The organism is Burkholderia sp. DN3021, from assembly GCF_049805555.1.
GTDB classification, from domain to species: domain Bacteria; phylum Pseudomonadota; class Gammaproteobacteria; order Burkholderiales; family Burkholderiaceae; genus Burkholderia; species Burkholderia pyrrocinia_C.
The window spans coordinates 23,220-36,493 of record NZ_JBNCAB010000008.1 but is presented as its reverse complement, the minus strand read 5'-3'; the positions used below and the strand labels follow the sequence as shown (position 1 = coordinate 36,493).

General features: G+C 68.3%; 11 protein-coding genes. 9 read left to right on the top strand and 2 right to left on the bottom strand.

Translation table 11 applies throughout. The annotated features are described in order from the left end of the window. The first annotated feature begins 288 nt into the window (after window positions 1-288). The 5 genes from ACPUER_RS06785 (at window position 289) to polX (ending at window position 6,437) form a co-directional block, all read left to right on the top strand. A complete protein-coding gene (locus tag ACPUER_RS06785) occupies window positions 289-1,071 on the top strand; it encodes a Crp/Fnr family transcriptional regulator (protein ID WP_175958976.1) in 783 nt (260 codons plus the stop codon). Window positions 1,072-1,103: 32 nt separating this feature from the next. Next, entirely contained in the window at window positions 1,104-2,489 is a 1,386-nt protein-coding gene (locus ACPUER_RS06780) for an undecaprenyl-phosphate glucose phosphotransferase (RefSeq protein WP_175958977.1), read from the top strand. Between the two features lie 153 nt (window positions 2,490-2,642). Beyond that, a complete protein-coding gene (locus tag ACPUER_RS06775) occupies window positions 2,643-3,815 on the top strand; it encodes a glycosyltransferase family 4 protein (RefSeq protein ID WP_425130693.1) in 1,173 nt (390 codons plus the stop codon). Between the two features lie 305 nt (window positions 3,816-4,120). Continuing rightward, window positions 4,121-4,513, top strand: a complete 393-nt coding sequence (locus tag ACPUER_RS06770) for a TraR/DksA family transcriptional regulator (RefSeq protein WP_425130692.1) — start codon at window positions 4,121-4,123, stop codon at window positions 4,511-4,513. A 157-nt stretch (window positions 4,514-4,670) separates the two neighbouring features. Beyond that, entirely contained in the window at window positions 4,671-6,437 is a 1,767-nt protein-coding gene (polX, locus tag ACPUER_RS06765) for a DNA polymerase/3'-5' exonuclease PolX (protein WP_425130691.1), read from the top strand. A gap of 39 nt (window positions 6,438-6,476) precedes the next feature. Here polX and ald read toward each other — a convergent pair whose 3' ends face one another. Beyond that, window positions 6,477-7,592 carry an alanine dehydrogenase gene (gene ald, locus ACPUER_RS06760; RefSeq protein WP_175958980.1) on the bottom strand — a complete coding sequence of 372 codons (1,116 nt, stop codon included), beginning with the start codon at window positions 7,590-7,592 and terminating at the stop codon, window positions 6,477-6,479. A gap of 322 nt (window positions 7,593-7,914) precedes the next feature. On the opposite strand from ald, the gene ACPUER_RS06755 reads away from it, so the two are divergent. Further along, complete coding sequence (locus tag ACPUER_RS06755) at window positions 7,915-8,331, top strand: DUF3995 domain-containing protein (protein ID WP_425130742.1); 417 nt, start codon at window positions 7,915-7,917, stop codon at window positions 8,329-8,331. A gap of 12 nt (window positions 8,332-8,343) precedes the next feature. On the opposite strand, the gene ACPUER_RS06750 is transcribed toward ACPUER_RS06755, so the two are convergent. Then, entirely contained in the window at window positions 8,344-8,562 is a 219-nt protein-coding gene (locus ACPUER_RS06750) for an RNA 2'-phosphotransferase (protein ID WP_425130690.1), read from the bottom strand. A 595-nt stretch (window positions 8,563-9,157) separates the two neighbouring features. On the opposite strand from ACPUER_RS06750, the gene ACPUER_RS06745 reads away from it, so the two are divergent. From ACPUER_RS06745 to ACPUER_RS06735, 3 genes are read left to right on the top strand one after another with little or no spacing between them, the layout of a single operon-like run. Then, the gene (locus ACPUER_RS06745; protein ID WP_310139698.1) at window positions 9,158-9,898 is read left to right on the top strand and encodes a gluconate 2-dehydrogenase subunit 3 family protein; all 741 of its coding nucleotides are present in this window, start codon (window positions 9,158-9,160) and stop codon (window positions 9,896-9,898) included. Next, window positions 9,898-11,676 (top strand): GMC family oxidoreductase, encoded by a 1,779-nt coding sequence (locus tag ACPUER_RS06740; protein WP_425130689.1) that lies wholly within the window; start codon window positions 9,898-9,900, stop codon window positions 11,674-11,676. Before ACPUER_RS06745 ends, ACPUER_RS06740 begins: the two co-directional genes overlap by 1 nt. After that, complete coding sequence (locus ACPUER_RS06735; protein WP_425130688.1) at window positions 11,673-13,097, top strand: cytochrome c; 1,425 nt, start codon at window positions 11,673-11,675, stop codon at window positions 13,095-13,097. The genes ACPUER_RS06740 and ACPUER_RS06735 overlap by 4 nt, the downstream gene beginning before the upstream one ends. Window positions 13,098-13,274: the final 177 nt, after the last annotated feature.

Below are 13,274 nucleotides of genomic sequence, written 5' to 3'. Positions count from 1 at the left end.
AAGAGTGTCCGGAAATGAGACGCTTTTTTCGGTTTTAGGTGGGTTATTCGGTCGATCTAAATCGGATGTGATTCATATATTAAGGACGGACGGGTATTGGCACGTAAATCGCTTATTCGGGCTGGCGTGTCGAAAACGGAACGATCGACTCAATCCGGAAGTGACAAGCCGATGGGCAGCCGGATTCAGGGTTGTGGCCGCAACCGCTGTGAACGTCCGGGCACGCATCGCGATAACGAGTTCCGTGCATGCGGCTAAACGCGGCGCGGACATAAAAGGGATACATACATGCTTCATCTTCACTCGAGCTACTCGGCGAATGCCATCCTCGATGCCCTCCCGGAGGACAGCATCCGCAACATCGCACCGCATCTCGAACTGGTCCGGATCAAGGCCGGCATGCTCGACCGGGTCGGCGAGCCGATGCGCCATCTGCATTTCCCGACGACGGCAATGATGTCGGTGCAGCATCTGATGGAGGACGGTGCGATGGTCGAGGTGGCGGTGGTCGGCCGCGAGGGCGTGGTCGGGCTTGGCACGCTGGTCGGGGGTGTCGCCGCGTCGAACCGGGTCGAGGTGCGCATCGGCGGCATGGCCTATCGCGTACCGACCTGCGTGATGCGCGCCGAATTCGAGCGGTCGCCCGAGACTTACCGGCTGCTGCTCAACTACTGCCAGGCGACGATGGCGCAGATCTCGCGCAGCGCGCTGTGCAACCGGCATCACTCGGTCAGCGAGCAGCTCAGCCGCTGGCTGCTGCTGGCGCACGACCGGATCGACGGCGACGAGCTGGCCGTCACGCAGCAAACGATCGCGAACATGCTCGGCGTGCGGCGCGAAGGCGTGACGGAAGCGGCCGGCAACCTGCAGGAAGCCGGGCTGATCCGGCAGCGCCGCGGCCGCATCACGGTGCTCGACCGCGACGGCCTCGAACATCACGCGTGCGAATGCTACGACCTGATTCGTGCCGACTATCGCCGCTTGCTCGGCACGCGCGGAAATGCGCGGTCGACGCCGGTGCGCCCCCGCATCCAGGAGGTACGTTGCGGATTTCCGGCACACGGTGCGTGACGATGCAGTCGGGGTCCGGTGGAACGAGTACGATGCGGCGTGCCGCGATCGCGGCGGCCGACGTCGTGCTCGTGCTGGCGGGGGCGCTCGCTGCGCAGGCGGCGTCGGGCCTTGCGTGGCGCGAGCTGTCCGATGCGCAGCGCGGTGCGATCGCGCTGCTGTGCGTGTTGACCGTGGCGCTGCTGCCGCGCCACCTGCGCACCGTGCGCGGCGGCGTGGCGCCGCACGGCAGCACACACCTGCCGACGCAGACGATGGTGGCCGTCGTTTGCGCGAGCGTGCTGACGGTGGCGGCCACGATGTGGATCATGAACCGCGGCGGCACGGTCACGACACGCTGGATCGTGCGCACGGTGCTGTCCGGCGACGCGGCGCTGCTGCTCGGCCGCGCCGCGCTGCTGGCGTTCGCGCTGACGCGTGACGACCCGCGCGCGCGGCAGCGCCGCGTCGCCGTCGTCGGCGCAACCGCCTACGGGCGCGTCGCGATCGAGCGGATGCAGCTTGCATCGAATGGCCCGTTCGTCGCGGCCTGCGTATTCGACGACGATGCGCCGGCCGCCGCGGGCGGCATCGGCGGCGTGCCGGTGATCGACGACTGGAATGCGTTGCGCGACATGATTCGCGGCGGCGCGATCGACGAGGTGTGGCTCACGCTGCCGATGTCGCACGAGTGGCGGATCCAGCGCATCGTGCGCGAGCTGCGCGACGAATTCGTCGAGCTGCGGCTGTTGCCCGACGTGCGGCAGATGGCCGTCGTCGATCGCTCGGCGACCGACGTGCTCGGCATGCCGGCGATCAATCTCGCGACCACGCCGCGCTCCGCGCCGGAGCTGTGGGCGAAGTTCGCGTTCGACCGGCTGTTCGCGTTCGGCGTGCTGATTCCGTTGCTGCCGCTGCTGTCGATGCTGGCGATCGCGGTCAAGCTGTCTTCGCCGGGGCCCGTGCTGTTCAGGCAGCGCCGCAAGGGGGTCGACGGTCGCGAGTTCGACATCCTGAAGTTCAGGACGATGCGCGTGCATCGCGCACAGCCGGGCGTCCTGCGGCAGGCGTCGCGCAACGATTCGCGCATCACGCGCGTCGGCGCGTTCCTGCGGCGCACGTCGCTCGACGAGCTGCCGCAGTTCTTCAACGTGCTGTTCGGGCAGATGTCGGTCGTCGGGCCGCGTCCGCATGCGATCGAGCACGACGACTTCTATCGGCAGCTGATCGACTGCTACATGTACCGCTACCGCGTGCGGCCCGGCATCACCGGATGGGCACAGGTGAACGGCTATCGCGGCGAGACGCGCAAGGTCGAGGCGATGGCCGCGCGCGTGAAGTTCGATCTGTTCTACATGCAGAACTGGAGCTTCTGGTTCGACATGAAGATCATCCTGTTGACGGTCGTGCGCGGCTTCATCGGGCGCAACGCTTTCTGAGGATCGCGAATCGTCCGGAAAGCGGTGCGTTGTGCGGTCGAACGTACCGACCGGATCGCAGGCGGCGGACACACTGACGGCACAGCAGCATCCCGCGCAACGGGGTGTCCGGCGGCGCGCAATCGCGCCGCAGCCATCGGAACAGTCACGATCATGTCAACGTCGATTCGGGAGCGAGGCGCACCTGTATTGCAGGAAGCGCGCGCCAAACGGGGCGTCGGCACAGCCGCGCACACCGCGCGGTTGCGCGGCCTCGCAATCAACGGAAAATTCACTGCGCAGCGCATGACGGGCGTTCAGCGGGTGGCATACGAACTGACGGCCGAGCTCGCGCGCATCGCGAACGCCGACGATGCGCCGGCGCTGGTCGTGCCGTCCGATCACGATCCGGCGGCATTGCCGGACGGCGCGCGGTCGCAGGCCTCCGGTCGCCGCCACGGCGCGCTCTGGGAACAATGGACGCTGCCGCGCACGACGCGCGGCCGGACCTTGCTGAGCCTGTGCAACATCGGGCCGCTGGCGAAGCGCGATCAACTGCTGATGATTCACGATGCGGCGATTTTCGATCTGCCGGCCGGTTATTCGCTCGCGTTCCGTCTGTGGTATCGCTTTGCGTTCTCGATCCTGAAGCGGCGCGCGCGCCATATCGTGACGGTCTCGCATTTTTCGCGGGCGCGGCTGGCCGCGCGGCTTGGCGTGCCGCCCGCACGCCTGTCGGTCGTGCCGGGCGCAGTCGATCATATCGACCGGATCGATGCCGACTCCGGCGTGCTGTCGCGGCTGAATCTGCAGACGGACCGCTACGTGCTGTTCGTCGGGTCGCTCGCGCCCGGCAAGAATCTCGTGCGCGCGCTTGCCGCGATCGCGCTGATGCGCGAGTCGCATCCGACGCTGCGCTTCGTGATCGCGGGCGGCGCCAATGCGAAGATCTTCGGCGCACGGGCAGCCGGCTTGCGCGAAGACGACCCATACATCACGTGGGCCGGCTACGTGACCGACGGCGAACTGAAGGCGCTGTACGAGCATGCCGGCTGCTTCGTCTTTCCATCGTTGTACGAAGGGTTCGGGCTGCCGCCGCTCGAGGCGATGCGGTGCGGCTGCCCCGTCGTCGTGTCGCACGAGGGCGCACTCCCGGAAGTCTGCAGCGGAGCGGCGTTGTTCTGCGATGCGTATTCGCCGCCGGATATCGCGGCGTCGATCGCGCGCGTGATGGACGATCCCGAACTGCGTGCGCGGCTGCGCACGATGGGCCGCGAGCATGCGCAGCGTTACAGCTGGCAGCGCTCGGCGCGCGCATTGCTCGACATCGTTCGTGCCGATGCCTGACGTGCGATGACGTCATGTTGCGCTGCGGATCGAGCGATCCTTCGCGGCGTTTGCATCGGACGAATCCGGCGATGGCGCGTTTTCGCGTCCGTCCCCAGTTTCCGCAAGCATGCGGCGAGCGCCGCGCTGATTCCGGTCAACACACGCGTGTTCAATGGGTTTATCCTGCGTCGAATGCATCCGGCGCTTCATGCGCCCGGGCGCATATCCGGGCGCGGCGGCGCCGGTCGTGTCTATCCGCCGCGCACCGGCGCGACACCGCGCGCCACACTTTCCGCGCGGAACCCGGAACAGGAGAGACGGCCATGGCGCTCGACCAACAACAACGGCAGATGCTGCAACAGCGGCTGAAGGAAAGCGAGCAGATGCTGCGTGCGGAGATCCGCACGAGCGAAGACCAGCGCGCGTCGGAATCCTATGCAGATCTTGCCGGCGCGTCGCCGGACGAGGGCGACGAGGCGAACGCGGATCTGTTCGTCGACGTCGATCATGCGTTGATCGGCATGAAGCTGACCGAACTGCGTGCGATCGGACGCGCACAACTGCGGATGCGCGACGGCAGCTACGGCGAATGCATCGATTGCGATGCGCCGGTCGACTATGAGCGCCTGCTCGCGCGCCCGACCGCCGAGCGCTGCACGCACTGTCAGTCGGTCTACGAGCGACGCTACGCGACGACACCGCGCGCATCGCTCTGACGTCGCGCTCGCGATCCCGCTTTCGCGCTGCACGCGATGCGCGGCCGGCGTAGCATGACGAACGGGCGCCCGGCGGCGTCGACATGCGGCGCCGGGCGGGCAGACGCCGTCGCGCACGCGTGCGGCGCCATCCACGTGGAAGGGAGCCACGCCGATCATGCCGATCCACAATGCCGAGTGCGCGGCCGTGTTCGCCGAGATCGCGGACATGCTCGAAATCCAGGGCGCCAATCCGTTCCGCGTGCGTGCCTACCGCAACGCCGCGCGTACGATCGCCGACTACGGGCGCGACATCCCGACGATGATCGCGAACGGCGACGATCTCGGGAAGATTCCGTCGATCGGGGCCGATCTCGCGTCGAAGCTGCGCGAGATCGCCGCGACCGGCACCTGCGGACTGCAGCAAACGCTGCGCCACGCGCTGCCGGGCGCGATCGTCGAGCTGCTCGACGTACCGGGGCTCGGCGCGAAACGCGTGAAGGCGCTGCATGACGCACTGCACGTCGATTCGCTCGAACAGCTTCGCGTCGAAGCGAAGAGCGGGCACGTGCGCGAGTTGCCGGGCTTCGGCGCGAAAACCGAAGCGCATTTGCTCGAAGCGATCGACGAGCGCCTGCAGCGCGAACCGCAGCGTTTCCTGCTGCCGGATGCCGAGCAAGCGCTGACGCCGTTGCTCGAACGCCTGCGCGCGGTGGCAGGCGTCGGCAAGGTCGTGCCGGCCGGCAGTTTTCGCCGCCGCCGCGAGACGGTCGGCGATCTCGACATTCTCGCCACCGCACGCGATCCGGTTGCGGTCGCCGACGCGTTCGTCAGTTACGACAAGGTGGCGCGCGTGCTCGCGCACGGCAAGACGAAGTCGAGCGTCGTGCTCGACGGCGGGTTGCAGGTCGACCTGCGCGTCGTCGACGCCGATGCGTTCGGCGCGGCGCTCGTCTACTTCACCGGATCGAAGGCGCACAACATCGCGCTGCGCAGGATCGCGCAGGCCGGCGGGCTGAAGATCAACGAATATGGCGTGTTTCGCGGCGACGAGCGGATTGCCGGCACGACGGAGGCGTCGGTCTACGATGCAATCGGGCTGCACGTCGTGCCGCCCGAACTGCGCGAGAATCGCGGCGAGATCGACGCGTCGCGCGCGGGCACGCTGCCGGCGCTGGTCGAGCGCAAGCATATCCACGGCGACCTGCATGCGCATACGAACGCATCGGCCGGCCGCGACGGCCTGCGTGCGATGGCCGACGCGGCGCGCGCACGCGGGCTCGCGTACCTGGCCGTCACCGACCGGGCACCGCCTGCCGACGGCGGCCGCAACGGCTTCGAATGGCTCGCGCGGCAGCTCGACGAGATCGATCGCGTCAATGCGTCGTTCGACGATTTCGTGCTGCTCAAGGGCGTGGAAGCCGGCATTCTTGAAGACGGCAGTCTCGACATGCCCGACGCGATGCTCGGCCGGCTCGATCTCGTCGTCGGCGCGGTACGCGACGGCTTCGACCTGTCGCGCGCCGCGCAGACCGACCGCATGCTGCGCGCGATGGACCACCCGCATTTCACGATACTCGCGCACCCGACCGGCCGCATGCTCGGCGAGCGCGACGCATGCGAGCTCGACGTGCCGCGCGTGATCGCGCAGGCCGCGGCGCGCGGCTGCTTCGTCGAACTCGATGCGCAGCCGCGGCGGTTCGACCTGCCGGACATCTGGTGCCGCGAGGCCGCGAAGGCCGGCGTGCCGGTCGCGATCGGCTCGGATGCGTGCAGCGTGGACGAACTCGACAACCTCGCGTACGGCGTCGATCAGGCGCGACGCGGCTGGCTCACGCGGCCGGACGTGCTCAACACGCGCACGCTCGCGCAACTGCGGCCGCTGCTCGCGCGCACGATGGGTGGGGGCGGCGGGTCGAAGCGGAGCCGGTCGAAGGGTGCGTGAAGACGGCTGGCAACGCGTGCTGCCAGCCGTGCGTTCATGTCATGCCAGCACGCCGGCGGCCGGCACATAAGGCAGGCCGAGCGCCAGCGCGACCGCTTCGTACGTGATGTGTCCGTCGCAGACGTTCAGGCCCGCGCGCAGGTGCGGATCGTCGGCCATCGCCTGCTTCCAGCCCTTGTCGGCGAGCGCGAGCGCATGCCCGAGCGTCGCGTTGTTCAGCGCGAAGGTCGACGTGCGCGCGACCGCGCCGGGCATGTTCGCGACGCAGTAGTGCACGACGCCGTCGACGACGAAGGTCGGGTCCGCATGCGTTGTCGCATGCGAGGTCTCGAAGCATCCGCCCTGGTCGATCGCGACATCGACGACGACGGCACCCGTGCGCATCGTCGCGATCATGTCGCGCGTGACGAGCCGCGGCGCCGATGCGCCGGGCACGAGCACCGCGCCGATCACGACGTCGGCTTCGCGCACGGCTTCGTCGATCGTATGCGCATTCGAGCAGACGGTCGTGATCCGGTTGGCGAAGACGAGGTCGAGCTGACGCAAGCGGTTCACGTTGTTGTCGAGCACGGTGACGCGCGCGCCGAGGCCGACCGCCATCTGCAGCGCGCCGGTACCCACCACGCCCGCGCCGAGCACAACCACGTGCGCGGCCGGCACGCCGGGCACGCCGGCCATCAGCAGGCCGCGGCCGCCGCGCGGGCTTTCGAGGTGGGTCGCCGCGACCTGGATCGACATGCGTCCCGCCACCTCGCTCATCGGCGCGAGCAGCGGCAGGCCGCCGCCGGGCGCCGTCACGGTCTCATACGCGATGCAGACGGCGCCGGACTTCACGAGCGCGGCCGCCTGTTCGGGATCGGGCGCGAGATGCAGGTAGGTATAGAGAATCTGCCCGCGCCGCAGCATCGCGCATTCGGCCAGCTGTGGCTCCTTGACCTTGATGATCATGTCGGCGCGCGCGAAGATTTCGTCGGCGCCGTCGCACAGCGATGCGCCCGCGGCCGTGTAGTCGTTGTCGAGCAGGCCGATCGCCGTGCCCGCGCCGCGCTGCACGAGCACGGTATGGCCGTGCCGCGTGAGTTCGCGCGCGCCGGCCGGCGTGAGGCCGACGCGGTATTCGTGGTTCTTGATCTCCTTCGGCACACCGATCAGCATGAGTCGCCTCCATGGCCTTCGTTATCGTTGTCGTGCATGTGCGCCGCGCGGCGAACGATGCGCGTGCGGCCGGTCGCGCTGGGGCATGCCGACCGCAGTACTGGAATACCAGCGTAGTAGTGCGTTGAGGGAAGTCAAGCGGGCGGCCGGCACGACGATGTCTGCGCATTGCACCGCAGCACGCACTGCGGCGGGCTGCGACCGGACGCCGCAATGCGCGCGATGCCGGGTTTCGGTATCGTCTTGCGTGTCGCGGGCCGGGGCCGCGTGCCGGAATCTTCCGGCAAAACGACGAGACAACGAGACGAGGACATTTATCGACATGACCGGCGCGTATTTCAGCGTGCCGACGCTTTGCGCGATCGCGCTCGTTCACGTCTACTGGGCGTTTGGCGGGCGGCTCGGCAAGCGTGCGGCCATTCCGGAACAGGACGGCATGCCGCTGCTGCGGCCGACCGCCGTCGGCACGTTTGCCGTCGCGGCGGCGCTGCTGGCCGGCGCATGCGTGGTCGCCGCGCGTGCCGGCTGGCTGGGGCGGAACGCGTATCCCGACACGATCGCATTCGCGGTCGTTGCGCTCGCCTTGATCTTCGCGGTGCGGGCCGTCGGCGATTTCCGCTATGTCGGCTTCTTCAAGCGGGTTCGCGGGTCGCGTTTCGCGCGGATGGACACGCTGTATTACTCGCCGCTTTGCGCGGCGCTTGCGCTGTCGCTTGCGTCGATGTTCTGGCCGCGGTGAGCGGCGTGCGGCTCAGCGCGCCGGCGTGTCGATCTGCGTGAGATATTCGGCCGGCACGGCGTCGGTCAGCCATACGCCGTTTTCGGCGACGAAGAACGTGTGGCCTTGCCGGTGCATGTGCTGCGCATCGACTTCGAGAATCGCGGGCACGCCGTAGCGTGTGCCGACGGCCAATGCAGTCCGGATGTCCGGCGACAGATGCACCGGCGGTTTGTTCTTCTGTGTATTCATGAGACGCGGGGGCTACCAGAGCACCGTGCAAACCGGCACCGACGCGTTGCGCCGCGTGGCTGGAAACAGACAGCCGTCGGTTCCGCCCGACGCAGGCCGATCGCCTGCCCGGCGCGCGGCTCGGCCGGCGAGCGCGCCATCCTTGCGCATTCCCGCTCCCGGATTTTTCGATTGTTGCAATTTTCGATGCATTGAATTGCATCGAACCATCTAGCAATGGAACCGGTTCCATATATAATTCGCGGCACTCGTCGCCGGACCCGAGAGAGGGCCGTGCGCGTCGCGCCTGCTGTGGCAAGCGCGGCGTCCAGGTTGAACATGGTCATGGCGATGGCGGGCAGATCCAGGCCGGCAGGCCGGTATTTGTCCGACGATAAGGCCCGCGAAGAGGTCGATCCGCGCCGCCGGAACCGGCACGCACGCGGCTGCATGACGGCGCCGTCGCGCATTGCGCGGCCGGCGCCCGCATCGAGGTTGTTCGCAACACACGAATGAACAGGACGGCCGGCCGCATGCGGCACGGCTGCCGTGCCGGACCCGCCGTATGCGGAATGCGCGCGTCCGGCCCCCGATCCCCAACGATCAACATCCGACCATGTCCACGCCACCTGACAAACCCAACTCGCGCCGCCGTTTCCTGCGCACGTCGGTCGCGCTCGTGCCGATCGCGTCGGTCGCCGGCTGCGACCTGCGCGCGTCGTCGCCATCCGCGACGACGGCCGGCAACGTGCCCGCCGCTTCCGCCAGCGCCGAACGCGCCCCGTACAAGCCGACCTTCTTCGATGCGAAGGAGTGGGCGTTCGTCCAGGCTGCCGTCGACCGGCTGATTCCGGCCGACGCCGAAGGCCCCGGCGCGCTCGAATCGGGCGTGCCCGAATTCATCGACCGCCAGATGGAGACGCCGTACGCGCACGGTGCGACGTGGTACATGCAGGGGCCGTTCCAGCAGGGCGTGCCCGAGCTCGGTTACCAGTTGAAGCTCGTGCCGCGCGACATCTACCGGCTCGGCATCGCGGCCGTCAACCGCTATTGCGAAAAGGCCCACGGCAACGCGTTCGCGGATCTCGACGCGCCGACGCGCGACACCGTGCTCGGCGCGCTGGAGAAGGGCGGCGCGCAGATCGACGACGTGCCGCCCGGCGTGTTCTTCGGCCAGTTGCTGCAGAACACGCGCGAAGGCTACTTCTGCGATCCGGTGCACGGCGGCAATCGCGACATGGCCGCGTGGAAGATGATTGGCTTCCCGGGCGCGCGCGCGGATTTCATGGATTTCGTCAACCAGAACGGCAAGCCCTATCCGTACGGCCCCGTCTCGATCAACGGGGAGCGCACCTGATGGCCGCAGAGAAAAAGCCGCATGTCGATGCGGTCATCGTCGGCTTCGGCTGGACCGGCGCGATTCTCGCGAAGGAACTGACCGAAGCGGGCTTGAAGGTCGTCGCGCTCGAGCGCGGCGAGTATCGCGACACCTATCCGGACGGCGCGTATCCGAACACGATCGACGAGCTGACCTACAACGTCCGCAAGAAGCTGTTCGTCGACCTGTCGAAGACGACCGTATCGATCCGCCACGGCGTGCAGGACACCGCGCTGCCGTACCGGCAGCTCGCCGCGTTCCTGCCGGGTGAGGGCGTCGGCGGCGCGGGGCTGCACTGGTCGGGCGTGCACTTCCGGATCACGCCGGAAGAGCTGCGCCTGCGCAGCCACTATGAAGAGCGGTACGGCAAGAAGTTCATCCCCGCCGGGATGACGATCCAGGACACCGGCGTCAGCTACGACGAGCTCGAGCCGCATTTCGATTTCGCCGAGAAGGTGTTCGGCACGTCGGGGCAGGCGTACAAGGTCGGCGGCAAGGTGGTCGGCGACGGCAACGTGTTCGAAGCGAACCGCAGCAACCACTTCCCGTTGCCCGCGCAGCTCAATACCTATTCGGCGCAGCGCTTCTTCGACGCGGCGCAGTCGCTCGGCCTGCATCCGTACCGGCTGCCGTCGGCGAACACGTCGGGCCCGTACACGAACCCGTACGGCGTGCAGATGGGCCCATGCAACTTCTGCGGCTACTGCAGCGGCTACGCGTGCTACATGTACTCGAAGGCGTCGCCGAACCTGAACATCCTGCCCGCGCTGAAGCAGGCGCCGAACTTCGAGCTGCGCTCGAAGTGCCACGTGCTGCGCGTCGACCTCGACGACACGAAGAAACGCGCGACGGGCGTCACCTACGTCGACCCGGCCGGGCGCGAAGTGCACCAGCCGGCCGATCTCGTGATCGTCGCCGCGTTCCAGTACCACAACGTGCACCTGCTGCTGCTGTCGGGCATCGGCAAGCCGTACGACCCGATCTCGGGCGAAGGCGTCGTGGGCCGCAATTTCGCGTACCAGAACCTGTCGACGATCAAGGCGTTCTTCGACAAGGACACCTACACGAATCCGTTCATCGGCGCGGGCGGCAACGGCGTCGCGGTGGACGATTTCAACGCGGACAACTTCGACCACGGCCCGCTCGGTTTCGTCGGCGGTTCGCCGCTGTGGGTGAACCAGGCCGGCGCGAAGCCGATCAGCGGCATTGCGACGCCGCCCGGCACGCCGCAGTGGGGCTCGGCGTGGAAGAAGTCCGTGAAGGACTACTACGCGCACACGATCTCGATGGACGCGCACGGCACGAACATGTCGTACCGCGACGTGTATCTCGACCTCGATCCGACCTATCGCGATTCGTACGGCCAGCCGCTCTTGCGGATGACCTTCGACTGGAAGGACAACGACATCAGGATGGCGCAGTACGTGACCGGGCAGATGAAGAAGATCGCGGAAGCGATGGGGCCGAAGGCGATCGGCGTGTCGACGCGCGAGTTCGGCAAGCACTTCGATTCGCGCGCGTACCAGACGACCCACCTCGTCGGCGGCGCGATCATGGGCACCGACCCGAAGACGAGCGTGCTGAACCGCTACCTGCAGTGCTGGGACGTGCACAACGTGTTCGTGATGGGCGCGTCGGCGCTGCCGCAGGGCATCGGCTACAACCCGACCGGGATCATCGCGGCGCTGGCCTACTGGTCGGCACGCGCGATCCGCGAGCAATACCTGAAGAATCCCGCCCCGCTGGTGACCGCATGAAGAGGACGATGAACCACAACGCCGCGCGCCGCCTTTCCCCGGTGCGGCGCGCGCTGGCGGCCGGCGCGGCCTGGGCCGCGTTCGGCCTCGCGGGCACCGCGGCTTTCGCGCAACCGGCGGTTGCGCCCGCGGCGGCTTCGGGCCCGGCGGCCGCGCCTGCGGCTCGATCCGCCGACGCGAACCTCGTCAAGCGCGGCGAATACCTGGCCCGCGCGGGCGACTGCATCGCATGCCACACGGCGAGCGGCGGCAAGCCGTTCGCGGGCGGGCTGAAGTTCGACACGCCGATCGGCGGAATCTATTCGACGAACATCACGCCGGACCCGAAAACCGGGCTTGGCGGCTGGACGTTCGAGAACTTCACCCGCGCGGTGCGCGAGGGTGTGCGCAAGAACGGCGACACGATGTATCCGGCCATGCCGTTCCCGTCCTATGCGCGCCTCACCGACGACGACATGAAGGCGCTGTATGCGTACTTCATGCACGGCGTCGCGCCCGTCGAGCACGAGAACCGCGCGGTCGACATCGTATGGCCGCTGTCGATGCGCTGGCCGCTCGGGATCTGGCGCAAGATGTTCGCGCCGTCGCCGAAGCCGTTCGACGCGGCGCCGTACACCGACCCGGCGGTCGCGCGCGGCGCGTATCTCGTGCAGGGGCTCGGCCACTGCGGCGCGTGCCACACGCCGCGCGCGGCGACGATGCAGGAGCGCGGGCTGACCGACGCGGACGGCCCGGACTTCCTGGCCGGCGGCGCGGCGATCGACGGCTGGGTGCCGACCAGCCTGCGCGGCGAGCCGCGCACCGGGCTCGGCACGTGGACGGAAACCGAGATCGTGCAGTTCCTGAAGACCGGCCGCACGCTGCGCACGGCAGCGTTCGGCGGGATGACGGACGTGGTCGGCCACAGCATGCAGCACATGACCGACGACGACCTGAATGCGATCGCGCGCTACCTGAAGACGTTGCCGCCGCGCGTGCAGGGCGAGCAGCCGCACGTGTACGACGCGGCCGCCGCGAAGGCCTTGCAGGCCGGCGACGCGAGCAAGCCGGGCGCGGCTGTCTATCGCGACAACTGCATGGCGTGCCACCGCAGCGACGGCCACGGCTACACGCGCGTGTTCCCGGCGCTCGCCGGCAACCCGGTCGTGCAGGGCGGCGATCCGACGTCGCTGATCCACGTCGTGCTGGAAGGCAGCGCGCTGCAGGGCACGCACACCGCGCCGTCGACCTTCACGATGCCGCCGTTCGGCTGGCGCCTGTCGGACCAGGAAGTCGCGGACGTGTCGAATTTCGTGCGCACGAGCTGGGGCAACACGGGCGCGCCGGTGACGGCCGCGCAGGTCGCGAAGGTGCGCAAGAGCGTGCCGTCGACCCGCCCCGAACCGCCGCCGGGCGCGCGGTTCCCGCAAGCGTCGCGCTGACGGGGCGGCGGGGCGCCAGCCCCGCCTGTCCGAGCCGCTTCAAGGCGCCGCCGAGCCCGCGCGGCGCCTGCCGTTGCGCCGGGGTTGCACCCCGCAAAGGCGCGCGCCGCCGCGCGAAATTTTCGCGGTAGCGCGCCATTGTTCCGCCTCATCCCTTATCCTTCCATTCTTGAACCT